Source organism: Lentilactobacillus sunkii DSM 19904 (assembly GCF_001435575.1).
GTDB lineage: Bacteria > Bacillota > Bacilli > Lactobacillales > Lactobacillaceae > Lentilactobacillus > Lentilactobacillus sunkii.
This window is the reverse complement of the sequence record NZ_AZEA01000003.1, coordinates 109,367-133,693: the sequence shown is the minus strand read 5'-3', so window position 1 is coordinate 133,693 and position 24,327 is coordinate 109,367. Positions and strand designations below refer to the sequence as shown.

The 24,327-nt window shown below is 41.3% G+C and carries 27 protein-coding genes; 22 read left to right on the top strand and 5 right to left on the bottom strand.

The window, feature by feature from the left end:
• Positions 1-9 precede the first annotated feature (9 nt).
• The 21 genes from FD17_RS03975 to FD17_RS03880 all read left to right on the top strand — a co-directional run bounded on the left by FD17_RS03975 (position 10) and on the right by FD17_RS03880 (position 18,590).
• On the top strand, positions 10-426 hold the full coding sequence (locus FD17_RS03975; RefSeq protein WP_057823857.1) for a F0F1 ATP synthase subunit epsilon: 417 nt from the start codon (positions 10-12) through the stop codon (positions 424-426).
• Positions 427-753: 327 nt separating this feature from the next.
• Positions 754-984, top strand: a complete 231-nt coding sequence (locus tag FD17_RS03970) for a DUF1146 family protein (RefSeq protein ID WP_039932425.1) — start codon at positions 754-756, stop codon at positions 982-984.
• 16 nt (positions 985-1,000) lie between these two features.
• On the top strand, positions 1,001-2,311 hold the full coding sequence (gene murA, locus FD17_RS03965; RefSeq protein WP_057823854.1) for a UDP-N-acetylglucosamine 1-carboxyvinyltransferase: 1,311 nt from the start codon (positions 1,001-1,003) through the stop codon (positions 2,309-2,311).
• Between the two features lie 125 nt (positions 2,312-2,436).
• Complete coding sequence (gene mreB / locus FD17_RS03960) at positions 2,437-3,447, top strand: rod shape-determining protein (RefSeq protein WP_057823851.1); 1,011 nt, start codon at positions 2,437-2,439, stop codon at positions 3,445-3,447.
• 11 nt (positions 3,448-3,458) lie between these two features.
• Entirely contained in the window at positions 3,459-3,734 is a 276-nt protein-coding gene (gene yidD, locus FD17_RS13030; RefSeq protein ID WP_082617123.1) for a membrane protein insertion efficiency factor YidD, read from the top strand.
• Positions 3,735-3,752: 18 nt separating this feature from the next.
• Positions 3,753-3,980: a DUF2969 domain-containing protein gene (locus FD17_RS03955; RefSeq protein WP_235803168.1), complete on the top strand. Its 228-nt coding sequence runs from the start codon at positions 3,753-3,755 to the stop codon at positions 3,978-3,980.
• A gap of 30 nt (positions 3,981-4,010) precedes the next feature.
• Complete coding sequence (locus tag FD17_RS03950; RefSeq protein ID WP_057823847.1) at positions 4,011-5,213, top strand: FtsW/RodA/SpoVE family cell cycle protein; 1,203 nt, start codon at positions 4,011-4,013, stop codon at positions 5,211-5,213.
• Between the two features lie 25 nt (positions 5,214-5,238).
• The gene (locus FD17_RS03945; RefSeq protein WP_057823845.1) at positions 5,239-5,532 is read left to right on the top strand and encodes a glycine cleavage system H family protein; all 294 of its coding nucleotides are present in this window, start codon (positions 5,239-5,241) and stop codon (positions 5,530-5,532) included.
• 347 nt (positions 5,533-5,879) lie between these two features.
• Positions 5,880-6,914 (top strand): methionine ABC transporter ATP-binding protein, encoded by a 1,035-nt coding sequence (locus FD17_RS03940; RefSeq protein ID WP_057823843.1) that lies wholly within the window; start codon positions 5,880-5,882, stop codon positions 6,912-6,914.
• On the top strand, positions 6,907-7,602 hold the full coding sequence (locus FD17_RS03935; RefSeq protein WP_057823841.1) for a methionine ABC transporter permease: 696 nt from the start codon (positions 6,907-6,909) through the stop codon (positions 7,600-7,602). The genes FD17_RS03940 and FD17_RS03935 overlap by 8 nt, the downstream gene beginning before the upstream one ends.
• Before the next feature lie 18 nt (positions 7,603-7,620).
• Positions 7,621-8,451: a MetQ/NlpA family ABC transporter substrate-binding protein gene (locus tag FD17_RS03930; RefSeq protein WP_057823839.1), complete on the top strand. Its 831-nt coding sequence runs from the start codon at positions 7,621-7,623 to the stop codon at positions 8,449-8,451.
• An 82-nt stretch (positions 8,452-8,533) separates the two neighbouring features.
• Positions 8,534-9,403, top strand: coding sequence for an SPFH domain-containing protein (locus tag FD17_RS03925; protein WP_057823837.1), 870 nt, complete (start codon positions 8,534-8,536; stop codon positions 9,401-9,403).
• Between the two features lie 117 nt (positions 9,404-9,520).
• Entirely contained in the window at positions 9,521-10,273 is a 753-nt protein-coding gene (locus tag FD17_RS03920; RefSeq protein WP_057823836.1) for an ABC transporter ATP-binding protein, read from the top strand.
• Between the two features lie 20 nt (positions 10,274-10,293).
• Entirely contained in the window at positions 10,294-12,120 is a 1,827-nt protein-coding gene (locus tag FD17_RS03915; RefSeq protein WP_057823834.1) for an FtsX-like permease family protein, read from the top strand.
• Between the two features lie 31 nt (positions 12,121-12,151).
• Positions 12,152-12,520, top strand: coding sequence for a GntR family transcriptional regulator (locus tag FD17_RS03910; RefSeq protein ID WP_057823832.1), 369 nt, complete (start codon positions 12,152-12,154; stop codon positions 12,518-12,520).
• Positions 12,517-13,407: an ATP-binding cassette domain-containing protein gene (locus FD17_RS03905; RefSeq protein ID WP_057823830.1), complete on the top strand. Its 891-nt coding sequence runs from the start codon at positions 12,517-12,519 to the stop codon at positions 13,405-13,407. The genes FD17_RS03910 and FD17_RS03905 overlap by 4 nt, the downstream gene beginning before the upstream one ends.
• Positions 13,385-14,158 (top strand): hypothetical protein, encoded by a 774-nt coding sequence (locus FD17_RS03900; RefSeq protein WP_057823829.1) that lies wholly within the window; start codon positions 13,385-13,387, stop codon positions 14,156-14,158. Before FD17_RS03905 ends, FD17_RS03900 begins: the two co-directional genes overlap by 23 nt.
• A gap of 124 nt (positions 14,159-14,282) precedes the next feature.
• Positions 14,283-15,419 (top strand): D-alanine--D-alanine ligase family protein, encoded by a 1,137-nt coding sequence (locus FD17_RS03895; protein ID WP_057823827.1) that lies wholly within the window; start codon positions 14,283-14,285, stop codon positions 15,417-15,419.
• A 60-nt stretch (positions 15,420-15,479) separates the two neighbouring features.
• On the top strand, positions 15,480-16,997 hold the full coding sequence (locus FD17_RS03890; RefSeq protein WP_057823826.1) for a glycerophosphodiester phosphodiesterase family protein: 1,518 nt from the start codon (positions 15,480-15,482) through the stop codon (positions 16,995-16,997).
• A gap of 32 nt (positions 16,998-17,029) precedes the next feature.
• Complete coding sequence (locus FD17_RS03885; RefSeq protein WP_057823824.1) at positions 17,030-17,593, top strand: DNA-3-methyladenine glycosylase I; 564 nt, start codon at positions 17,030-17,032, stop codon at positions 17,591-17,593.
• Positions 17,594-17,678: 85 nt separating this feature from the next.
• Entirely contained in the window at positions 17,679-18,590 is a 912-nt protein-coding gene (locus tag FD17_RS03880; RefSeq protein WP_057823822.1) for a helix-turn-helix domain-containing protein, read from the top strand.
• 180 nt (positions 18,591-18,770) lie between these two features.
• Here the strand turns inward: FD17_RS03880 and FD17_RS03875 are convergent, their stop codons facing one another.
• From FD17_RS03875 to FD17_RS03855, 5 genes are all read right to left on the bottom strand, one after another.
• Positions 18,771-19,253 carry a universal stress protein gene (locus FD17_RS03875; RefSeq protein ID WP_020280455.1) on the bottom strand — a complete coding sequence of 161 codons (483 nt, stop codon included), beginning with the start codon at positions 19,251-19,253 and terminating at the stop codon, positions 18,771-18,773.
• 72 nt (positions 19,254-19,325) lie between these two features.
• Positions 19,326-19,619: a hypothetical protein gene (locus FD17_RS03870; protein WP_057823820.1), complete on the bottom strand. Its 294-nt coding sequence runs from the start codon at positions 19,617-19,619 to the stop codon at positions 19,326-19,328.
• Positions 19,620-19,634: 15 nt separating this feature from the next.
• Positions 19,635-20,912 (bottom strand): replication-associated recombination protein A, encoded by a 1,278-nt coding sequence (locus tag FD17_RS03865; protein ID WP_057823818.1) that lies wholly within the window; start codon positions 20,910-20,912, stop codon positions 19,635-19,637.
• A gap of 112 nt (positions 20,913-21,024) precedes the next feature.
• The gene (rpsD, locus tag FD17_RS03860; protein ID WP_057823816.1) at positions 21,025-21,636 is read right to left on the bottom strand and encodes a 30S ribosomal protein S4; all 612 of its coding nucleotides are present in this window, start codon (positions 21,634-21,636) and stop codon (positions 21,025-21,027) included.
• Positions 21,637-21,827: 191 nt separating this feature from the next.
• Complete coding sequence (locus FD17_RS03855; protein WP_057823814.1) at positions 21,828-22,292, bottom strand: GAF domain-containing protein; 465 nt, start codon at positions 22,290-22,292, stop codon at positions 21,828-21,830.
• 164 nt (positions 22,293-22,456) lie between these two features.
• Here FD17_RS03855 and ezrA point away from each other — a divergent pair, with 164 nt between their 5' ends.
• Positions 22,457-24,193: a septation ring formation regulator EzrA gene (gene ezrA, locus FD17_RS03850; RefSeq protein WP_057823812.1), complete on the top strand. Its 1,737-nt coding sequence runs from the start codon at positions 22,457-22,459 to the stop codon at positions 24,191-24,193.
• The last annotated feature ends 134 nt before the right edge of the window (positions 24,194-24,327 follow it).

Sequence of the window (24,327 nt, the reverse complement as noted above, 5' to 3'; positions counted from 1 at the left end):
GGATTCTAATTGGCTGATAATTCAGTTATTACCGTTAGTATCGTTACTCCCGATGGAAAAGTTTACGAGCATACTGCTAGTATGATAGTTGTTTCAACACAGTCGGGACAACTAGGAATTATGGCTAATCACGTTCCAATTATTGCAACGCTTGACGTTGATGAGACGCGAGTCAAATACGACGAAAAAGAAGACGATATTGCTGTCAACGGTGGCTTTATTGAATTCTCCAACAACGTTGCAACGATTGTTGCTGATAGTGCCGAAACTCAAAATGATATTGATATTGCCCGTGCTGAAAAAGCAAGAAAGAACGCGCAACAGAGAATTGCCGATGCCCGTCAACGACAGGATAAAGCTGCTCTTGATCGTGCTCAAATTGCTCTTCGCCGAGCAGTTAACCGTATCAACGTTGCCGGAAAGTAATCAATCACGACATTGTCTGATTGCGGTTTCCGGGAACCATTAAGATATTTTAAAAGCTGCAACCCACTGAGGTTGCAGCTTTTTTGATGTCTAGTTTTTATTCTTGAACTATTGATGTAATCGCGGTAAAATTCCCTTATCGTTATTTGTGAATGATGTATTTATGTTTCCGTTTTCTCCCACGAAAATTGCATATTATTCACCTCTATTTATGCCTTAAGAGGATACTATAGCAATTTATGCTTACAATTTGTAAAAAGAAACCGAAATGTTAAGACAAGTTCGCGTCTTTATGATATAGTTGTCTGTGAATTGGGGGAGACTCAAATGAATACAATTGGCATTCAAGCGCTGATCACGTTGATTACATATTTTTTGTTTATCGCAATGGCGTTTTGGACCGTTCAAGAAATCCACATCGAGCGTTATATCCCATTGAGGGCAATGCCGGGGAAGTTGCTAATCGTGCTCGTTTCTATTGCAATCGGGTACGCATGCAGTTCATTTTTCCTCTCTGTAATATTTAACATTCAGAATTTGATGTACCTAATTAAGTGATGTAGGAGGCGTTCTTGTGGATAAAATTATTGTACATGGTGGTAAACCACTTCACGGGACAGTACATATTGATGGCGCTAAAAATGCTGTTTTACCAATTCAAGCCGCAACAATTCTTGCCGGTGAAGGAAAGACGGTTATTTCAAACGTGCCATTATTGTCTGACGTGTATACGATGAACAAAGTATTACGTTTTTTGAATTTAAAGGTTGATTTTGATGAAGCGAATAATGAAATCACATTCGATGCTTCAAAAGACATTTCGAGTGAAGCGCCTTTTGAATACGTTTCGAAAATGCGTGCATCAATTGTTGTAATGGGCCCGCTTCTGGCAAGACTTGGCCATGCCAAGGTTGCGTTACCCGGTGGGTGTGCGATTGGTTCGCGACCAATTGATCTGCATTTAAAGGGTTTTGAGGCTTTGGGTGCCAAAATTGAACAGCATGACGGCTATGTTGAAGCTTATGCACCGGATGGCTTGACTGGAGCCGAAATCTATTTGGATTTCCCAAGTGTTGGGGCTACTCAGAATATTATGATGGCTGCCACCTTGGCCAAGGGCAGGACAGTTATTCAAAATGCTGCTCGTGAACCTGAAATTGTTGATTTGGCAAACGTTTTGAACAAAATGGGGGCCAAAGTCATTGGTGCCGGAACTGAGCAAATCCGAGTCGAAGGGGTTCCAGAACTTCATGGAACTGAACACGCAGTTGTTCAAGATCGGATTGAAGCTGGGACATTCATGATTGCTGCCGCTGTTACACGTGGTGACGTCATGATTGCCGGTGCTATTCCCGAACACAACAAGCCACTCATCTTAAAGATGCGTGAAATGGGTGTTACCATCGACGAAAGCGATGACGGGATCCGCGTCATCGGTCATGATAATCTGAAACCCGTTGATGTTAAGACAATGCCGCATCCAGGCTTCCCAACCGATATGCAGCCGCAGATGACGATCCTTCAGTTAACCGCTAACGGGAGCAGTTCAATGACCGAAACGGTTTTTGAGAATCGTTTCATGCACATGGAAGAATTGCGCCGAATGAATGCTAAATACACGATTTCCGGTCGCACTGTCGTGATGGAAGGGCCTACCGATTTTAATGGCGCCGAAGTTGCTGCCACAGATCTTCGTGCTGCCGCATCATTGGTTATCGCCGGCTTGGCAGCAAGTGGTTATACAACTGTTACCAACCTGCAGTATCTTGACCGTGGATATCATGATTTTCACAAAAAACTGGCCAATTTAGGTGCTGAAATTAAACGAGTTAATGTTGAACAGGATTCAATTGTTTTGAATCAATCGCTTAAGAATCATTCATAATTTTTTGGGGGTTGGGATCGTTACTTGATCTCAACCTTTTATTGTTTGGAAGCTTATTAGAAACGCAACTTTTATGTGGTATAATTATTTTTTGAGATTAAAGTTTTTCAGGAGGATGTACACAGATGGCAAAAGACATTGGAATCGATTTAGGAACTGCCAACGTACTCATTTACGTTGCCGGGAAGGGAATAGTATTAAACGAACCATCAGTTGTCGCAATTGACACTCGGACTGGCAAGGCATTGGCTGTCGGCTCTGAAGCATATCGGATGGTTGGAAGAACGCCAAGCAATATTCGTGCAATCCGCCCATTAAAAGACGGCGTCATTTCGGATTTCGACATTACTGAGGAAATGCTGACCTATTTCATCAACAAATTGGATGTTAAAGGGTTCATGTCAAAGCCAAAGATTATGATCTGTGCGCCTACGAACGTTACTGAGATTGAACGCAATGCGATCATGCAAGCTGCTGAAAAAGCTGGCGGCGGTCAGGTTTATTTGGAAGAAGAACCTAAAGTTGCTGCTGTTGGTGCTGGAATGGACATTTTTCAGCCACGAGGCAATATGGTTATTGACATGGGTGGCGGTACCAGTGATATTGCAATTATTTCATTGGGTGATATCGTTGCCAGCAAGTCCATTCGGGTAGCCGGAGACAAGATGAACACTGAGATTGCTGGTTATATCAAGCAGAAACATAACCTGATTATTGGTGAGCATACTGCAGAAAAAATTAAGATTGAAATTGGAACCGCCAAAAAGGATGATTCTGATGTCAAAACATTGGAAGTTCGAGGTCGGGATGCCGTTTCTGGTATGCCTCGTGCCGTTACGATTGACAGTAATGAAGTTGCCGAGGCAATTCATGATACTGTCCAGCTGATTATCAGCGGTGCCAAAAAGGTCCTGGAAGTCATTCCACCTGAATTGGCTTCGGATATCGTCGACCGTGGCATTATGCTGACCGGTGGCGGTGCATTGCTTCGTAATATTGATCAGGTCATTGCAGATGCATTGACCGTTCCAGTCATTATTTCAGAAAATCCATTGGATAACGTTGCCAAAGGTGCCGGAATTCTTTTGGAGCATTACATTAAAAACCCTAAATTGAAGGCCAAAGATCAAAAATAACAGGAGTCAAAGTGAAAAATATTCTGATTAGTCTTGTTCATGGGTACCAGCGGTTCATTTCGCCTTTATTTCCGCCCACGTGCCGTTATTATCCAACGTGCAGCAGTTATATGGTCACGGCGCTAAATAAGCATGGGGCGCTTAAGGGAGCCATTATGGGCATTGCCCGGATACTTCGCTGCCACCCGTTTGTTAAAGGCGGCTTCGATCCTGTTCCTGATCACTTCACGATTTTTAGGAACAAGGATGCAAGAGATGAATACCGAAAGTCGATGCATCTTAAATGATCTTTGAACAAGGAGAAAATGATGAGTAAAGCAAATAAAAGTATTAATGTTGAAATTAAAGATCGAACAGATTCCAACGGAGATAGTATCTCTGAATTATTTATCGGCAAAAAAATGATCGGCTCAGTTAAGCAGCTGAGTGAGGATAAGTTTCAAGCCGTTAATACCCACAACGAGGCCTTTCACGTTAAGACCTTCGATGAGGGTGTGACACAATTAATAAAAGATTTTCATCTTCACCATTAAGTTGGCGATTGTGAATGAGGAGGGTCTAATTTGGATACCAGTCGAAGAACCTCTAAGGATGACCAATCTCGAATCGATTGGGGAATTATTTTCTGCGTTTTAATGTTGGCTTTGATTGGGCTGGCATCGATTTATGTTGCTGCAACTCATGATTCAAGTTCTACCAGCGTTTTGAGACAGGTTGTTTCCCAATTGGTTTGGTATGTGATCGGAATTGTGGCGGTTGTCATCATCATGCAGTTTGATTCCGAGCAATTATGGAAAGTGGCACCAATTACCTATTGGTTGGGGATTGCACTTTTGGCCAGTGTGCTGGTTTTATATAGTCGAACATATTTTGCCAACACAGGTGCCAAGAGCTGGTTCTCCTTATTTGGACTGACATTTCAGCCGTCTGAGGTCATGAAGCCAGCCTACATTTTAATGATGGGCCGGGTGATCGTGCAACATAATGACAACTACCCAATCCGAACAGTTAGAAGTGATTTTCTGTTGATTGGGAAAATGCTGTTGTGGACGATTCCAATTGCTGTTTTGCTGAAGCTGCAAAATGACTTTGGAACCATGTTGGTTTTCTTTGCCATTCTTGGAGGCTTGATTATTGTTTCCGGGGTTACTTGGAGAATTATTTTGCCATCGGTGATCACAATATTTGGATTGGCGGGTACCGTATTGGCACTGGTTGTGCCGGAATCCGGACGCCATTTGCTGGAGAAATTCGGGTTTCAAGCATACCAATTTGCTCGAGTTGACACCTGGCTTAATCCTTCCGCGGATACGTCCAACCAGGGATATCAGCTCTGGCAAAGCATGAAGGCAATTGGATCCGGTGGGATATTTGGTACCGGGTTTAATCAGTCTCACGTTTATGTTCCGGTTCGAGAGTCTGATATGATATTTTCAGTCATTGGCGAAAACTTTGGCTTCATTGGCAGCTGTATCTTAATATTGCTGTATTTTCTGTTGATTTATCAGATGATTAAGGTTACATTCGATACGAGAAATGTTTTTTATGCTTACATTTCAACTGGCGTTATTATGATGATCTTATTTCATGTTTTTGAAAATGTCGGGATGAGTATTGGTCTGTTACCATTGACCGGTATTCCATTGCCATTTGTCAGTGCCGGTGGTTCGGCGTTGATTGGAAATATGATTGGAATTGGATTAATTATGTCGATGCAGTATCATAATAAGAGTTACATGTTTGGAGAAGACAAAGAATTTTCTTAATAAAAATACAAAGGTGGAATTAATGATGGATACAAAATATTACTGGACTGAAGACAATAACGGGGAAGTTACTGTTGGTTTGACTGAAGCAGGCAAAAACGAGTTGGGAAATATCACATTTGTTTCTCTTCCTAAAGTTGGTGCTCAACTGACAACTAGTGACACTTTATTGAATGTTGAAGCTGACAAAGCTGTTTCAGATATTCCCAGCCCAGTAGCCGGAAAAGTAACTGCAGTTAACAGTAACGCAGTTAATGATCCTTCAGTTTTGAACGGTTCAGACAAAGCAACTTCATGGATTGCTAAAATTCAAAAGTAAAAGCGCTTGACGGTTGAACCTTTTTTAGGTAGACTAACTAATAGTTTAATGATAGAAAAATGACAAGATGAGTAGACAATTAGAAATCATTCAGAGAGCCCGAAGTTGGTGAGAAAGGGTTGGTTGCAACTGTTGAATATGGTCTTGATTAAAAATGGATCGGTGAGCACAAGCAAGCCGGTAATGGGTAACGACCATTATTTCGTTGAGTTTTATAAACTCTTGAGGTTATTGTTGAAAAACAGTAACGAATAAAGGTGGTACCGCGAAGCTTTTCGTCCTTTTATAAGTAATCAGTTACTTGTAAAAAGATGGAAAGCTTTTTTTATATTTAAGGGGTGAACAGATTGATTCGATTTAACAACGTATCTAAGCAATACAGCACGAAGGATGGCGGCCTGACAGCTGTCAATGATGTCAACATTGAAATCAACGATGGCGAAATCTTTGGCATTGTCGGCTATTCCGGGGCTGGAAAAAGTACCTTGGTTCGAATGTTGGACGGGCTTGAAGCGCCCTCGACTGGTGAAATTGACATTAATGGTACTGATGTTGCCAAGCTTCATGGAAGTCAGTTGAGAAAGCAGCGACAAAAGATTGGTATGATCTTTCAACATTTTAACTTGTTGTGGTCCAGAACGGTTTTGGACAACATTGCCCTACCATTGGAGATCGCCAAAGTTCCAAAAGCCAAGCGTAAACAACGGGCTGAAGAACTGATTAAGCTAGTTGGGCTGCAAGGCAGAGAGCATTCCTATCCATCTGAATTATCCGGCGGTCAAAAGCAACGGGTTGGGATTGCCAGGGCGTTAGCCAATGAACCAACAATTTTAATTTCCGACGAAGCAACCAGTGCCTTGGACCCGGATACAACCAACGAAGTCCTGGATCTGCTGTTGAAGATTAACAAGGAAATGAATTTGACAATTTTGCTGATTACACATGAAATGCATGCAATTGCCAAGGCTTGTGAGCGGGTTGCCGTGATGGACAGTGGCCAGGTTGTTGAAACCGGATCAGTGTTTGAGGTCTTTCGTCATCCTCAAAAGGAAATTACCAAGAAATTTGTCAGTGAAGAGTTCACACCTCAACAAAGTGACAACACAATGACGCTTGAAGAGTTGGTAAAAAAATATCCGGATGGCCAAATTATCCGATTGGTATTCCATGGGCCACAAGCTGAGTTACCAATTGTCTCCGATGTTGTCAAACGCTTCCCGGACTTGACGATCAGCATTATTTCCGGTGCTATTCATCAAACTCAGGAAGGGGCGTTGGGATCCCTTGATCTTCAGCTTGTCGGTGACGACAGCCAAATTAATGAAGCGCTTGAATACCTCAAGAAGTTGCGTGTCGGAACGGAGGTGATTCATCATGGCTAACACAACTGGATTCAAGTCTTATTTTCAGTTTCATAATGTCGACTGGGGTGCAATGATGTCGGCAACTTGGGAAACGGTTTGGATGACCCTGTTATCAATGGTTGCAATTGTTATTTTAGGAATTATTTTAGGGCTCATCTTATACGAGACGCGTAATAAATCTGGAATTGGTTTTCGAATTCTCAATTGGATTGTCGGATTGTTTGTTAACATCTTCCGTTCAATTCCGTTTATTATCCTGATTATTCTGTTACTGCCAATTACCATGAAGTTGGCTGGGACGATTATTGGACCGCGGGCTGCGTTACCGTCACTGATCATCTCAGCTGCACCATTTTATGCCCGGATGGTTGAGTCATATTTCCGTGAGGTTGATTCAGGCGTTTTAGAGGCCGCTGAGTCAATGGGCGCAACCACTTGGGGAATCATTACCAAAGTTCTGCTGCCAGAGAGCAAACCGGCTTTAATTGCCGGAGCAACCGTTACAACCATCTCGTTGATCGGTTATACCGCGATGGCTGGTGCCATTGGAGCTGGTGGACTTGGAAATCTTGCCTACCAAGACGGCTTCCAAGCCAGCAATAACACCGTTACTTTGGTTGCCACAGTCATTATTTGTTTATTTGTGTTTATCGTCCAATTTGTTGGTGATGTTTTCGTTAAGATCACTGACAAACGGACATTATAATAATTGGGAGGGTTTCACATGAAGAAGAAATTATTAAGTTTATTCGCAGTTGTATTTACCGCCTTTTTACTGGTAGGTTGTTCATCATCATCCAACTCCAGCAAAAAAATGACCACTTTAAAGATTGGTGCTTCCGCAGTTCCTCATGCTCAGATTTTACGGCATGTTGCGCCAGAACTTAAAAAGGAAGGCGTTAACCTTAAAATCACCACATTCCAAGATTACGTAATGCCTAACAAGGCTCTTGCCAATGGTGAACTTGACGCCAACTACTTCCAACACGTTCCTTTCTTGGAACAATGGAATAAGCAAAACCACGGCACTTTAGTGAATGCCGGTGGTGTTCATCTGGAACCAATCGCTGTATTTTCAAAGAAGGTCAAGAAGCTCCAAGACCTTAAGAAGGGTGCAACAATTATTGTCAGCAGCAACGTTCCCGATTACGGCCGTATCTTACAAATCTTCAAAGATGCCGGTTTGATTACACTTAAGAAGGGCATTAACATTACTTCAGCCAATTTCAGTGACATTGCTTCAAACCCTCGCCACCTGAAATTCAAGCACAGTTATGAACCAAAACTTTTGCCAACAATTTATAAGAACGGTGAAGGTGATGCGGTTGTCATCAATGCCAACTATGCTGTTGGTGCCGGTTTGAATCCTATCAAGCAGTCAATTGCAATTGAAAAGCGTGATTCGCCATACGTTAACATCATTGCAACTCGTAAAGGTGACCAAAAGAAGCCTGCCATCAAGAAATTGGTTAAGGTTCTCCAGTCTACCAAAACCCAAAAATGGATTTTACATCACTACAAGGGTGCAGTTTTGCCAGAAAAGAATGTTAAGTAATTAATATCAATTAAGGGCCGTCCGCTATATACTTGGATTAGTAGTATAAATACTAATTCGCTTATATAGGGGGCGGCTTTTTTTGAAAGAAAAAAATGTATTTCATGTTAATGGATATCTTGGATTAATTGCGGTTATCCTATTGTTGGGCGTTGGCGGTTATCTGCTCTGGGCAGGTAGTCAAAGTGGCTCAGTTATGTCAATTGTTCTGGGCAGTGCCATTATTATTCTTGATCTGCTGTTTGCCAGTTCATTGACAATTATTCAACCAAATGAAGCCAAGGTTCTTACTTTCTTCGGTAACTATATCGGGACTATTCGTACACCGGGATTATTTATGACAGTGCCATTGACAAGCAAGCAGACAATTTCACTCCGTGTTCGTAACTTTAACAGTCAGATTATCAAGGTTAACGATTCAAAAGGTAACCCGGTTGAGATTGCGGCAGTAATTGTCTACAAAGTTGTCGACTCGGCAAAAGCCATTTTTAACGTGGAAGATTATGAACAATTTGTTGAGATTCAAAGTGAATCTGCCATTCGGCATATTGCTAGCCAGTATCCATACGACAGTTTTGATGAGAAGACTGACATTTTAACACTGAGAGGCAACGCTACGGAAGTGTCTGAAGCACTCACTGCCGAATTGCAGGATCGACTTGAAGTTGCCGGATTGACCATTTTGGAGACACGATTGACCCACTTGGCATATGCAACTGAAATCGCCAGTGCGATGCTTCAGCGACAACAAGCTACTGCGATCTTGTCCGCTCGAAAGATCATTGTCCAAGGGGCGGTTGAGATATCCAAGGCGGCTGTTTCGCAGCTGCAACATGATATCAGTATTGATATTCCGGATGAAAAGAAGATTCAAATGATTAACAATGTTTTGGTTTCAATCATCACTGAACGTGGGACTCAAAACGTGATTAATACGGACAACGTTAAATAATTGATATTGAATGGAAATCAGCAACCGGAAAATGTTGCTGGTTTTTTTCTTGACTTTTACGTTGGTTACCCATATAGTTAGTTACACAAGTAATTAACTAATACACGGAGGAGTATCATGACAACCAAAATTGTTCAAACAAAAGATTTACACAAAACCTATGATAAGAACAGCGCTAGGCCTTATGAGGCGTTGAAGGGAATCAACTTGTCAGTCGACCAGGGCGAGTTTGTTGGGATTATGGGAGCATCCGGATCTGGGAAGACCACTTTGTTGAACATCCTTGCGACCCTTGACCAACCAACCAGCGGTTCAGTTGAAATTGATGGCCAGGACGTAACCAATTTCTCTTCAAATCAAATGGCAGATTTTCGTTCAAAAAAGTTGGGCTTCATATTTCAAGACTTTAATTTACTGGAAACCTTGACTGCTAAGGAAAACATTGCCTTGCCGCTATCTTTGCAAAATACAAAAGCAGCTTTGATTGAACCCGCAGTGAAGACTGCAGCAACTAAATTGGCCATTGAAGACTTGCTTGACAAATACCCAAATCAATTGTCAGGCGGTCAAAAGCAACGGGTTGCTGCAGCCAGGGCGCTGGTTTCAAACCCCTCAATTATCTTTGGTGATGAGCCAACGGGGGCGCTGGACTCCACTAATGCTCGAGAGCTGCTCGACACACTGAGCGGCATTAATAACCAAGGAGTTTCAATCCTATTGGTTACCCATGATCCATTCTCAGCAAGTTTCTGTAAACGAATTTTGTTCATTAAAGATGGTCAAATTGGTGATGAAATTGAATCAGGAGATAAGGGTCGAAATAATTTTTATCAAGAAATCCTTGAAAAGTTGGGAACGTTTGAACAGTAATCAATCAAAGGAGTTTAGTTATGTTAGGTAAGATTTCGCCATCAGGAATTAAGGCTCGTTGGAAAGATTATCTAGTCCTCTTCTCGGGGATGATTATCACGACAGCCATTTTCTATATGTTCGAAGCCATTTCAACCAATGATCAATTTACCACCAATAGTCCAGTGGGCGAGAGTGCCAAGTTCGTGTTTATCTTCGGCTCCGTGTTATTGGCGATTATCACATTGGTTTATGTCTTTTACGCAAACAACTTTTTAATGAGTATGCGCAAACACGACTATGGGTTGTTTATGATGTTGGGTGCCAAATCGCGAGTCATCAGCAGGCTTATTGCGATGGAAACGGTTGTGATCGGGTTGATTTCAACAATCATCGGTTTGATTGTTGGCGTTGGCTTCACCAAAATTCTTAGCCGTTTTCTTGCCAGTCAGATCCACATGCCGTTAACCCATTTTTCGGCTTTCTACATGCCGGCAATGTGGACGACAGTCATCATGTTTTTGGTACTGTTCATTATCGCCGGATTTCTGAATGCCAGAACCTTCGTTAAAACTTCTGCGTTGCGACTGTTACGGTCTAGTCAGCAAAGTGACTGGAAACAACCTAAAGCGGTTAGCTTATGGGTGCAGGCAATTTTAGGAATTTTGCTATTGGCCGGCGGTTACTATGCGATGTATGATATTAAGCAGCTGAAACTAATGGCGGTTGCCATCGGGTTGGTAACAATTGTCCTGGGCACTTATTTTGTATTCAATTCCTTCTTTGTGATGCTGCTCCAAGTTATTCAACGTTCCAAGATGAATACAAAAGGGCTGAACAGCTTTACCCTGGCCCAATTAAAGTTTAGAATCCGTGATTACACAAAAATTCTGTCGGTTGTTTCACTTTTGTTTGCATTGGCATTGGGGGCAATTACCGTCGGAACCGGCTTTCAAAATATGGTTCCCAAATTAGCCCAAGGCAATGGATATTATTCGGTGGGGATTACTAATCCAAGTTCAAAAATGAATGCTTTGGTTGATCAGATCAAGGATAAATCAACGATTACGTACCAACAGAAAATTGATCCCCAAACCAAAAGTGTCTATTATCGGATAGATCAGCTGCAGAAACAACCGATTAAATATTCTGAGTTCGTTGACAAAGCGACGTTAAAGGCGAAAATTTCAACGGCTCAAGTTGCGCAGTACCGGCATAACGATTCCGGTGCTTATCAGGAACTTTGGGGATTACAGGCCCCAGATGCCAAAGCTTTCAAAATTAAGGTGGTCAGTGCAAATTCATTTAATCGGATCACTGCCAAAACCAATCAGCTGCTGATGGTGCGCGCTAATAACATGGATGCGGCGACAACAACCTTAACAAAAATTACCAACCTGCAGGCAAAACAATATGGCACTAAAAATAACCAGTTGGTTGGCGGGTCATTTGCCACCTACCAGCTTTTGAAAGGTGTTTTTGGCAGTCTTGAGTTCATGGGAATCTTCCTGGGAATTGCATTTCTTGCCATGCTTGCCAGCTGCCTGATGTTTAAAATTTTGAGTGGTGCTGCCAGCGACAAGATTCGATTTGATATGCTTAACAAAATTGGTACTCGAAGATCCGTTTTAAAACGGTCGATTTGGGTTCAAATTTTGGGACTATTCACACTTCCAGGAATTTTAGGAATCATTGATGTGGCTTTTGGCCTGCAAATGTTTTCTCGGAGCGGCTTGTTAATCGGCGGTGCTTACCAAACGTTTGCCATAACCACAGGTGGTTTCTTAATATTGTATTTGATTTACTTTGCAGTGACGGTTCTGATCTATTCCAGAATCGTGGTTCCAAAGACCAAGGTGGAAAAATAAATGATAAACATGATGGAGTGGGTTGATAATAATGAAGTTTGAATTTAATAGTTCAGAGCCCATCTACCGCCAAGTGGCGGAACAGATTGAGGATGCCATTGCGTCCGGCGGATTTGAAGAAGGCGGCCAAATTCCTTCAACGACTGAGATCTCCAAGGAATTTCACATCAATCCGGCAACCGTCCTTAAAGGGATGAACATTGTTGTCTCCAAAAATCTGATCGAAAAAAGACGGGGATTGGGAATGTTTGTTCAAGAGGGTGCTAGAAAACGGATCTTGGCAGAAAAACGAAATGGCTTTTTTGATGAGTTTGTTGTGAATTTGGTCCGTGAGGCACAGAACTTGGATATTTCCGAAGATGAGTTATTAGAATTAGTGAAAAGAGGTTACCAAAAATGACCGTATTGGAAGTCAGTCACATTTCAAAAGCGTTCGGTTCAAAGCGGGTTTTATCAGACATCAACCTAACTTTTGAAGATAATAAAATATATGGATTGTTGGGTCGAAACGGTGCTGGTAAAAGTACTTTGCTGAGCATCATGACCAATCGAAATTTTGCGGACAGCGGTCAGATTAAGATTGACTCAGAGGATGTCAGCGACAATGATTCCAAATTAGGGTTGATGTATCTGATGAGTGAAGTCAATCTTTATGCGAATGGCTGGAAGTTGACGCAGATCATTAAAGATTCTGAATCCCTTTATGGTGGTTTCGATCATGAATTGGCGAACCGCCTAATTAAAGAGTTCGGACTGGACGTCAATCAAAAATTCGGGAAACTGTCGACAGGCTATAACTCGATTTTTAAACTGATTTTGGCTTTATGTCTTCCGGTTAAGTTTGTGCTGTTGGACGAGCCGGTGTTGGGATTGGATGCCAATCACCGTGAACTGTTCTATTCCGAATTGATTCAGTCATACGCTGATAACCCACGTACTTTTATTGTCTCGACTCATTTGATAGAAGAAGTCGCCAATATCATCAGTGACGTGATTGTTCTTGACCAAGGGCGGGTCATTTTGAATCAGCCCGTTGAAGATGTCTTGGCCAAGACCCATTCAGTGGTTGGACCACAAAAAGATGTCGATCAATATACCAAAGGTCTGAACGTAATTGGTCATGATACGATGGGAAATATTCGCGCTGATTATGTATATGGTGATTTAGATGACCGAGTCTTGCCAGACACGATCCAGTTGTCAAACTTTGATTTACAGAAACTGTTCATTTTTCTAACCAATCAATATGAGGGGAGTGCTCAACATGAAGACCAACAAGGTCACTAAGTTTCTCTTTAGAAAACAGATTATCGGTCTGGCAGAAATGTATGTGTTTTTATTCGTGGCATTCCTAGTACTGCCTTTCATTTTTTCACTGATTTCCGGGTCCTTGAGTGATTATTCGTTAGCTGAACAGATGCGTGGAACATGGGTAACAGCAGCCTTTGGTGTCTATATGTTTGCCATTTCGACTTTATCCTATGAAAACTTTAAATTTCTGATTCAAAACGGCATTTCCAGGCAGACATTCTTTAATTCCCAGATTGTTGTAAATGGATTATTGATTTTAATCGGGAATACTTTTAATGTTGCCTATCAGTATTTGGTCTTGATGCCACTGGTCCATGCAAGAAACACGAATATTTTTATGTCATCTTATGCCGGGTATTTTCATAATTCAATTGTGGCGTTTTTGTTTAACTTTATTTTCAGCGGCTTGTTGCTGGTTGTTGGCGCCTTAGCAGGGATGGTGATCGGAAACTTTCTGACGCTCTTTTCCAAGTTCATTCAAAGAATTATTTTGATTGTGACCCCGATCGTCGGGTACATTACACTGATGTATGCTGCATCCAGGGTCATCCTTCATCATGACTTTGAAATGACCTGGGTTGCCAACTTCGCCAAGTTTGTCCTGGGGTACCGTTCAACCGGTTCCTATGATCCATTTCCAATGATTGTCGCCATGGTTGTTGTGTCGGCGATTATGCTGCTGATTGTTCGCTATCTTTTCAGTAAGAAGCAGTTAAAACGCGAATAATTTGGTAATATGAGGGCAAACTAACAATCCCATGAGAAGCAATTGTAAATGTTTTCAACTTTTAATATCCGTGATATACTTAGGTTTCTGGAAACTATACGAATTTATAAAAGGATGAGAATTCATGGAAAAAAATAAAAAGCTTCATATTGGCTTGATTTTCGGTGGTAACTCCTCAGAACATGACGTCTCCAAGCGTTCCGCACATAATATCTATGATGCCATGGACAAGGATCGTTACGACGTCAGCTTATTTTTAATGACGAAGAATGGTTTCTTTTTGGATCATGATGCATCTTCTCGAGTTTTCGACGGTGAGCCCGAAGATGAAGTCGCCAAGGAAGAATTGGCAAAATTGGATACCAAGAATCCATTGGCTCGAATTATCAACTTAGCTGAAGAATCCGATATTGATGTTTTCTTCCCAATCATTCATGGTAATTTGGGTGAAGACGGAACAATTCAAGGCTTGCTGCGACTACTCCACAAGCCATACGTTGGAACGCCGATATTAGGCTCTGCGATGTCATTTGATAAGGACATCACCAAGAAGATTGTGTCGCTTGCCGGAGTTGCCACAACCCGTTATAAAGTTGTGACACCGTTGACTGCTGAACAATATTCCTATCAAAATCTGAGCGATGAATTAGGAACTACCTTGTTCATCAAACCCGCTAACCAGGGTTCCTCGGTTGGAATTCACAAGGTTGAAAATGAGGATGAATATTCTGAAGGCCTTCGGGATGCTTTCCGTTATGACAGCAAGGTTCTGGTTGAAGAAGCAATTGAAGGGCCGGAAGAACTTGAAATTTCCATTTTGGGTAATGACCATCCGATTGCTTCAAAGATTGGGGCAATCAAAGTGCCCGCCAATGATGCTTTTTACACCTATGACAATAAATTTGTCGACGCCAGTCAGGTTCAGTTCGACGTACCCGTTGATATTTCTGACGAGCTGGCCCAACAAATCACGGAAATGGGGTTAACCACATACCGTGCTTTGGGATTAAAAGGGATGGCGAGAATTGACTACCTTGTTTCTCAGGACGGCAAACCATATATGAGTGAAGTTAACACTTTACCAGGATTTACCAATATTAGTTTATATCCACAACTCTTTGCGGCATCCGGCATTTCATACTCTGAATTGATTGATCGGCTGATTCAGCTGGCAATTGATGAATTTGAACGCCAGTCTAAAATTTTGTATGATTTCAAACCATTGCCACCGCGTGATCAAGATATCAATAAAAATAAATAAGCAAAAATAAACTGGGGCAACCAATTGCCACCGGTTTTTTTGCATGCAGGGAAGCTTAACATGGGGAAAGATGAAACAAAACTATATTATTATCTGACAGGTGCTTTGATTTGCTTAATGTTGTTGATGAGAAGGTTTTTAAATGCCTATCAAACTTTCACAACTGTTGTATTTTGCTCGCTGACAATGTTTTTGCTGCTGGTGGCACTCTTTTACTTTGGTATTACCAAAACAGCAGGTAGGGGCATTAAACGGCGACCATGGTCATTATTGGCTTTACTTGGAAGTGCTGTGTATTTATTTGTGCTGATGATTCCACTGGGGTTATTTGGTTTTTCAAATTACATCAAGTTTTCTGTACCAATTTCAGGCAGTCAGTTTACTTGGATTACTGTCAATCGGTATCCAATCGCCATTACGGCTATTGTTGTGTATTTTGTAATGGCGTTTATCGGGATTTATTTTTCAGCGTTTGCCCGTGATGTTATTCAAGCAGACGGTGATCACCCGTTTCAAGTTTTTAAGAAAACGGCTCGATTAGTAACCCTCAAACACTATGGATATAAGATTTTCATTGTGATCGCCATGCTGGTGGGAGTTTGTCTGTTTATTATTGGATTGGGGTGGGTCAATCAACATGTTGAGAACACGGCACTTTTCTTGCTTTCACAGGGTTTAATTGATACTTTGGCTCCGTTTGCTGAAATTTTGATCGTCAGTCGTTTGTTGGCTGTTAAATTCCAGAAGTTATCCGGTACTTATTTGTTGGCTCTTTATGGAGTTGCACTGGTTCTTTTTGCGGCTCTGTCTGCGGGCATCACTCAAGCGCAATTGCTGCCTTCATTTTCAAAGCCAACAATTATCGTCCATCGAGGGGTGATCAATCACAATGCCCAGGGGAATACGATTGCTGCATTAAAACAAAACAGCCGTTATCATTTCCCATTTGTTGAAATGGATATTCAAGAAACCAGGGACCATCACTTTATCTGTGCGCATAATGACGATTTGCGGATCCCTGGGGACGGTCTCAAAGAAATTGATCAGTTGAGTTTGAAAACCATCAAAAAATATCATCATGTCGATATGTTTTCTGACTACTTAAAAACCGCCAACCGGCTCAAGCAGCCGTTAATTATTGAGTTGAAGGTCACCAATAACAGCGATCGTCACATGGGCACCCGATTTGCAGATCAATTCAAAGCTGGTCTAACTGTTTTGCCTCATCGGGTTCATTCAGTCGGATATCCATTTTTACGACAGATCAAGCACCAAATCCCTTCAATTCATATCGGACTGGTCACGATGCTCAATTTTGGTAATATTCGAGAATATAACGTTGATTTTTATACGCTTCAGCACCTAACCGCCAACCCATTTTTGATCGCTTCTGTTGGTGCCACCGGGCGTCCAGTGTATTCGTGGACGGATGACAGCCGGTTATCCATGGTTCGAATGGAAATGCTGGGCACAAGCGGTCAGGTAACCGATCAGGCATTTCGGCTTTCAAACCTTCATGTCAATTATCAACGTGATCGATGGATACTTTTGCTAAATTCTTTGCAGAATTATTTATAATTTGTCGTAATTAATCATTAGGAGGTGGGAAAATGGTTAAAAGATGTCCCTGGGCGACCGACAGCCCAGAATTGCTCGTATATCATGATACGGTTTGGGGACGGCCCGAAAAGGATCCCCAGAAATTATTTAAGGCGTTATGTTTGGAAATTATGCAGGCAGGTTTAACATTTTCGACTGTTTTAAAGTTTGAAGACGGGATGGATACTGTATTCCACAATTTTTCGATAGATTATTTGGCTGGCTGTAATCAAGAAGATCTAGAAGCCTTTTGTAATGATAAACGCATTATTAGGAATCATGCGAAAGTAGCTGCGATTATCGCCAATGCCAAAGTTGTTCAGACGGACCCCAGTGCACTATTGGACGCGACTTGGGGACCGGTAAATGATGTTCAGATGGACCATTTATTGACGGAACCGCCAAAAGCGGTCAAGTACAAAAATTTTATTGAAAAATTTGTGAAAGAGTTTAAAGAAATGGGATTAAAACGCATGGGCCCAATTACCGTATATAGTTACTTGCAAGCGGTTGGCGTCGTTAATGATCACTTGGTAACTTGTGAATTTCATGAGGAATCTGCACTCACAAATTAGTAAAATCTTCTTGATTATTCATTACAATTATAATATGATACATAAGTTCTATATTGAGTAGGTTAACTATTAGGAGAGTGATCTGATGACAATGGTGCTCACTGGGTCAACGATCCGGAATGCAAGAAAAGCGAAGGGGATGTCCCAAGTTCAACTTGCAGAAGGTATTTGTACCCAGGCGACTGTTAGTTCGATTGAGAATCAAAATACGAGTCCGAACTTTGACATTTTGGCTGCAATTTGTCGGAAATTGGATCTATTAATTACGGATGTTGCCAAAAATTCCAGTTATGGCGACAAAGTTTTTTCTTACATCGAAGATGATATGCGGAATCATATGTACGCCGAAGCTAAAAATCACATTGATCAAATTGATTGTGACAGATTGAATACCAAGACAATGAAGTGTAAGTATCATTGTTATCGTGGATTTATTGAACTTTATATTAATGATGATATCGATGAGGCAATTTATAATTTCAATCTTCAATTGACTCAATATTGTGCTGACGAAGCAACATTTTACCAAGCGTGGTCTAATTTGGGAATTGGTTTGGCATACCAGAAGCTGGGGAAACTAAGCCGGGCTGAGAACTTCATTGATGCGAGTGCGCAAATTCTCTCAAAAGTTAAAAAAGAGGGCAAACACAACATGTGTGTCATCGTTGATTTATACATCGATGTAATTGCCGCTTATTCTGAGCTCGGGAAATATGACACGGCGTCCTGTTTAATTCATGAAATTCTGCATCAATTGACTCAACAGGATTTGATCTATAAAGCTGATGTGTTGGCTGAATTGGAGTCCAAGTGTTTGTATGCCAAGGGGCAGGTAATTCAGGCGACAATGAAACAGTTTGCCGCCATGTTCATTGCTGAGTTGCGTGGCAATACAGACTTGGCAGAGAAAATTATGAACCGGAATCAATCCCATATTGTTGAGATGGTAAAGAACGAACTATCAAAGAATGAAGGGAATCCAACTTTTGTTAAATAATAAAGATTTAAAGAAAAACCGATTTTCCAAGTAGCCGGAAGGGTCTACTTGGAAAATCGGTTTTTATATTGTTCCATGAGTCCTAAATAGATGTGAAACAAAAACACCCAAGGAGTATGTAAGCATTTCTGGGTGCTTGGTATTTAATCAATCATTTTGAATCGTAGTTCTGAATGAATGTTAAACATGTTTACTTGGATTGACAGCAGGTTTGTTATCCAAGTCGGTTCTAACAACTAAGACATCACAAACCGCTGTTCTTGTTACATATTCAGTAACTGATCCGATTAATAATCGTTCTACGGCATTTAAACCAGTTGCACCAATCATGATTAAGTCGATGTTGAGGTTTTGTGGAATATCTCTTGCAATGACCGTCTTTGGTGCACCGTACTCAATTGAGTAATCGACATCGTTCAGACCCGCACTTTTAGCGTCTTCGATGTATTTATCCAAAGTTTCCTTTGCGGTATCGGTAACCTGTTCAACCATTGATGTGTCAAAGCTTGAAATATTTTGAAATGCTCGTGTATCAACAACGTGAACTAAGTGAAGAGATGCATTATTACGGATCGCAACTGCTACACCCTTTTTAAAAGCTAACTCAGCCTCGTATGATCCATCTACTGGGACTAAAATTTGTTTATATTGTTGTTGTAACATTATGCCCACCCTCATTTCTATCTGTTTAACTTAATTGTACTTTACTTTGGATAAAATACAAAGAAATAAATATCACTGCTGTTTATGATTAATGACGTTAAGAATTGCAAACTCGACCACGAGGCCATGTGCAGTCATCCACAAAAGGACAACCAATATCAAAATATCATTTTGAAGAATGAGTGAAATAATCCCTAAAACAGCCAGAATGATAAACATAATTCCACCATTTTTAGCCGCTCCCTTTAAACGAGGATCATCTTGAACCGAAATATTGAACATTGTTTTTTTAAGGTGCGATAGCAGGTAATAGCCGATGTAAAGGGCAATCAGCACAGCTACAGCAACCAAAATATTGATTATCATAGTTACACTCCAATACTATTTATGTCCCGAAGATTTTCTAAGCTTTTCATACTGTTCCCCAAGGGCCGTTTCGATGCGCCCATTTTCTTTCGGGTGGTAATACTGGGCATTTTTTATTTTATCAGGCAAATATTGTTGTTTGACCCAGTCGTTTGGAAAATCATGGGGATACTTATAAGTGACACCTCGGCCCAACTTTTTGGCACCTTTATAATGGGCGTCTTTCAAGTGTAATGGGACATCACCGTAATTACCTGATCGAATGTCGCCTAGCGCACCGTCAATCGCGGTCATGGCCGAATTAGACTTTGGGCTGAGACACAGTTCGATGATTGCGTTGGCAAGCGGTATTCGAGCTTCTGGCAGTCCCAACTGGCGGGCAGCGTCAACTGCCGCCACTGTTCGTTGACAGGCACTAGGATTGGCCAACCCGATGTCTTCATACGCGATAACCAATAGCCGTCGCATAATCGAAACCAAATCGCCGGATTCAATCAATCGACCTGCGTAATGCAATGCGGCATCAGTATCAGAGCCACGGATTGACTTTTGAAACGCAGAAATCACATCGTAGTGGGCATCACCGTCTTTGTCGGAATTCAGTGCCTTTCGCTGTAAGCATTCCTCAACGATTGCCTGGGTCACTTTGATTCGACCCTGACTGTTTTTCTCGGTAGACTTGACCGCCAACTCCAAAGCGTTTAAGGATGAACGCAAATCACCGTTGGTTGCCGTTGACAAGAAGTTCATTGCCGAATCCGAGATGTCGACTGGATAACTTCCAAGCCCTTTATCTGTGTCTTTCAATGCACGGGTGAGGGCTTTTTGGATATCTTTGGACGATAGGGGATGGACTTCAAAAATTTGAGTTCTTGATCGAATTGCGGGATTGATATTGATGTAAGGATTTTCAGTCGTTGCACCAATCAAAATAATCGAACCGCTTTCCAGTAATGGCAAAAGGAAATCCTGCTTGGTTTTATCCAAACGATGAATTTCATCAAGAAGCAATACGACGGTACCGCTCATTTTGGCTTCTTCAGCGACAACCTGCAAATCCTTTTTAGTATCGGTGGCAGCGTTCAACATTCTGAAGGCATATTTGGTTGATCCTGCAATCGCACTGGCGATACTGGTCTTTCCGGTTCCGGGAGGACCATATAAGATCATCGATGACAGCATCTTAGCGCGAACCATTCGTTCAATAATTTTACCGGGTCCAACCAAATCCTGTTGGCCCACGATTTCTTCGAGCTTTGTGGGACGCATTCTGTAGGCGAGGGGTTGTTGCATGATCATCCTCCTTTCAACTTAATGTGATTAAAATATAAACTTCATAAATTATACCATGGGAATTGGAGACACAAAAAAAGCGTTTTGCCTAAGCAAAACGCCAGCTGAATTATTAACCCAACTTGTTGTAGTATTCAACAATAAGTGATTCATCAATATCAGCATCAAGTTCTTCACGTTGTGGAAGACGTACTAATGATCCTTCAAGCTTGTCTGCATCGAAGCTGACATATTGTGGACGACCCACAACAGCTTCAACAGCATCCTTGATAACTTGGAGAGATTTTGACTTCTCACGAACGGAGATTACTTGACCAGGTTGAACTTCATATGATGGAATATCAACACGGTTGCCATCAACAGTGATATGACCATGATTTACTAATTGACGAGCTTGACGACGAGTAGTAGCCAAACCTAAACGGTAAACCATGTTATCCAAACGCTCTTCAAGTAAGATCATGAAGTTAACACCATGCTTACCTTCACGAATCTTGCCGGCACGAACGAACAGGTTACTGAATTGACGTTCAGTAAGTCCGTACATGTAACGAAGCTTTTGCTTTTCGTGTAATTGCAAACCATATTCTGAAAGTTTTGAACGACGGCCTTGACCGTGATCACCAGGAGCATAAGGACGACGTGAAAGTTCTTTACCAGTACCTGATAAAGAGATACCCAAACGACGTGAAATTCTCCAACTTGGACCTGTATATCTTGACATAAGTAATCCTCCAATATTTTTTTGGAGTAAAATAAGCCATTGTAGACTTAGTATTCGTGCATGTTGCTTTGCTCTTTCGCTCAAGCAGCCGATTGAGTTACTTGCAGAACCAATTGAATGGCAACAACATGTTGACGAGCTTACCGTCTACTGCTGCGTTATTTTACACAAAGACCATTGTATAAAGATTTCTACTTGAAGTCAACATGTTTGATGAAGATATCGGCAAACTGATTGAGAATTTGTTCATCTTCACTTGAAAAGCGATCGAGAATTGGTGAGTCGATATCTAAAACGCCAATTGCTTTTCCGTCTTTAAATAATGGGACAACGATTTCCGAATTGGAATTGGCATCACAGGCAATGTGACCTGCAAATTGATGGACGTCGGCTACCCGCAGAGAATGTTTTTCCTTTAGAGCAGTCCCGCACACGCCGTCACCATTTTTGATGTGCATGCATGCCACATTTCCCTGAAATGGGCCGAGGATGAGTTCATCATTATCAGGAACGTAACGGTAAAATCCAACCCAGTTAATATCTTCCAAAGTCACGTTTAATAAGGCAGCGGCGTTTGCCATATTTGAAATCAAATCAGTCTCCCCGGTTAAGAGGGCATCGAGTTGTTGATTGACGAGATTGGTAACGTTTTGCATAATTGTCTTCCTCACTTTAAAAATAATATGGTGAAAGCATTCTACTATGATATAATTCAACTTAGAGCACATTTATTTGCTATTCATACATATTAAATTGTTTTGGGCAATTTTACTACAATAATGTACCATTTAATATCTTTATTTCTGAAGGATGGGATCGAATGCTTACTTTGTTGATTGGAATCATCGTAGTTGTTGGGGCCGGTTACCTTGGATTTGTTTTTTATCAAAGACGAACAATCAAAATGGCAACCGATGTTTATGAGAACAAACGGGACTTGAACAAAATTCCGCTGGATGATGAGTTTGCACTTGCTAAGAAAATGAATTTAACGGGTGAATCTCACAAGAAATATGATCAGTTGTACAACAAGTATCAGCATTACAAGAACCAGATGCTGCCAAATATTGATGAGGGGATCGCGGCAGTTAAGGAAGACGGCAAGGGAATTAACTTTCTCAAAACAAGAAGCGACTGGGAAAGTGCCAACAAGGCCATCTCTGATGCCGATTCTACTTTAAAAGAAATCCAAGCTGGCTTGGCCCAGCTTTATGATTTGAACAAACAACATAAGCTGGCAGTTGAAGAGCTGGAAAAGAAATATAAACGGTTGCGTGAGGATATTCTCAACAAGAACCAGTCATTTGGCCCAAGTATTGATAATTTGGAAAAGATGCTCTCTGATATTGAGGGGACCTTTGACGAGTTTACCCAGCTGACCAAGAGTGGCGATCCCAACAGTGCTGAAGATGTATTGAATGATCTTAATTCTTCAACCGACAAAATGGAATCGTATATGAATCGGATTCCCAAGTTATATCAAATGATCTCAAAAGAGTTCGTTGATCAAGTTGATGAGATCGAAGCTGGTTATAAGGAACTTAAAGACAAACAATACAATTTTCCAAATGATAAGTTTACCGATGACATCAAGGGAATTCGTGATCAACTGAAAGTCAATACCAACAAGTTGAAGACTTTAGATGTTGATTCAGTTGAGAAGGCTACCAAAGATATCGCTGATCGAATTGACAAGTTGTATGATGCAATTGATAAAGAGTTCAAAGCCCGACCAGAAGTGGAAAAGGACACCAAGGTTATCGGTGAATATATTGAACATGTTCGCCAGCAAAACAGCGATCTTCAGCTGCGGCTTGAGGCACTTAACAAAAGTTATATTTTGAATCACAAAGAAATTGAAAACAATCATCAATATGACCAGCAGATCTCGACAATTGAGAAGAAGTATCAGGATGCTGTCGACGCCATGCAAAATGGCACTGCCGTATTTTCAACAATCAATAGCGATCAGAAGCAAATGATGAAAGACTTAGGACAAATTGAATCAGAGCAAAAAGATCTGTTCCAGTCGACTGTCAAGATTCCCCAACAAGAACAGGCTGCCCGCAACGCGCTGTCCAAATTTGATTTGGAAATGCGTAATAAGAAACGGCGGATAGACAACCATAATTTACCTGGATTGTCAGATGACTACCAAGAAACGTTCACCGGGGTCATTCGAGAAATTAACCACTTGGACGATGCCATGAATCAACCTAAGATCGATGTTGATGACATCTCCAAGCAGCTTATTATCATTCAGTCTGATATGGATACATTAGAGGAAAAGACCGATCAGTTGATTGACGATGCAACTCTGGCAGAACAAACGATTCAGTACGCTAACCGGTTTATCGGCAGTGACTCTGAAATTGCCGCCGCCAGTAAAACTGCTCAGATGTATTTTGACCAAAAATATGATTATGAGCAAAGCTTGAATATCATTTCAAAAGCATTGGAAAAACAGTCGTCCGGAATGTTTGACAAGATCAAAGATGACTATTTTAGTGCTAAGAAACGATTCAAATCAGGAAAAGCAAAAGAAGACAAACAATAATTTGATTCATCAGGTGAGGCTGAACTGGATTCTTCAGCCTCACTTTTTGTTTACTGCTTGTTGATGTTTAACCCAAATTGCTTGTTACAAAAGGCCTTTGGGTGTATCATCATGAGAGTTATATTTGTTGGAGT

Excerpts from the sequence above, each read along its gene's own strand:
- FD17_RS03970 (WP_039932425.1), top strand. The coding sequence starts at position 754 with ATGAATACAATTGGCATTCAAGCGCTGATCACGTTGATTACATATTTT.
- mreB (WP_057823851.1), top strand. The coding sequence starts at position 2,437 with ATGGCAAAAGACATTGGAATCGATTTAGGAACTGCCAACGTACTCATT.
- FD17_RS03955 (WP_235803168.1), top strand. The coding sequence starts at position 3,753 with ATGATGAGTAAAGCAAATAAAAGTATTAATGTTGAAATTAAAGATCGA.
- FD17_RS03945 (WP_057823845.1), top strand. The coding sequence starts at position 5,239 with ATGGATACAAAATATTACTGGACTGAAGACAATAACGGGGAAGTTACT.
- FD17_RS03935 (WP_057823841.1), top strand. The coding sequence starts at position 6,907 with ATGGCTAACACAACTGGATTCAAGTCTTATTTTCAGTTTCATAATGTC.
- FD17_RS03930 (WP_057823839.1), top strand. The coding sequence starts at position 7,621 with ATGAAGAAGAAATTATTAAGTTTATTCGCAGTTGTATTTACCGCCTTT.
- FD17_RS03920 (WP_057823836.1), top strand. The coding sequence starts at position 9,521 with ATGACAACCAAAATTGTTCAAACAAAAGATTTACACAAAACCTATGAT.
- FD17_RS03915 (WP_057823834.1), top strand. The coding sequence starts at position 10,294 with ATGTTAGGTAAGATTTCGCCATCAGGAATTAAGGCTCGTTGGAAAGAT.
- FD17_RS03910 (WP_057823832.1), top strand. The coding sequence starts at position 12,152 with ATGAAGTTTGAATTTAATAGTTCAGAGCCCATCTACCGCCAAGTGGCG.
- FD17_RS03905 (WP_057823830.1), top strand. The coding sequence starts at position 12,517 with ATGACCGTATTGGAAGTCAGTCACATTTCAAAAGCGTTCGGTTCAAAG.
- FD17_RS03900 (WP_057823829.1), top strand. The coding sequence starts at position 13,385 with ATGAAGACCAACAAGGTCACTAAGTTTCTCTTTAGAAAACAGATTATC.
- FD17_RS03895 (WP_057823827.1), top strand. The coding sequence starts at position 14,283 with ATGGAAAAAAATAAAAAGCTTCATATTGGCTTGATTTTCGGTGGTAAC.
- FD17_RS03890 (WP_057823826.1), top strand. The coding sequence starts at position 15,480 with ATGGGGAAAGATGAAACAAAACTATATTATTATCTGACAGGTGCTTTG.
- FD17_RS03885 (WP_057823824.1), top strand. The coding sequence starts at position 17,030 with ATGGTTAAAAGATGTCCCTGGGCGACCGACAGCCCAGAATTGCTCGTA.
- FD17_RS03880 (WP_057823822.1), top strand. The coding sequence starts at position 17,679 with ATGACAATGGTGCTCACTGGGTCAACGATCCGGAATGCAAGAAAAGCG.
- FD17_RS03875 (WP_020280455.1), bottom strand. The coding sequence starts at position 19,253 with ATGTTACAACAACAATATAAACAAATTTTAGTCCCAGTAGATGGATCA.
- FD17_RS03870 (WP_057823820.1), bottom strand. The coding sequence starts at position 19,619 with ATGATAATCAATATTTTGGTTGCTGTAGCTGTGCTGATTGCCCTTTAC.
- FD17_RS03865 (WP_057823818.1), bottom strand. The coding sequence starts at position 20,912 with ATGCAACAACCCCTCGCCTACAGAATGCGTCCCACAAAGCTCGAAGAA.
- rpsD (WP_057823816.1), bottom strand. The coding sequence starts at position 21,636 with ATGTCAAGATATACAGGTCCAAGTTGGAGAATTTCACGTCGTTTGGGT.
- FD17_RS03855 (WP_057823814.1), bottom strand. The coding sequence starts at position 22,292 with ATGCAAAACGTTACCAATCTCGTCAATCAACAACTCGATGCCCTCTTA.
- ezrA (WP_057823812.1), top strand. The coding sequence starts at position 22,457 with ATGCTTACTTTGTTGATTGGAATCATCGTAGTTGTTGGGGCCGGTTAC.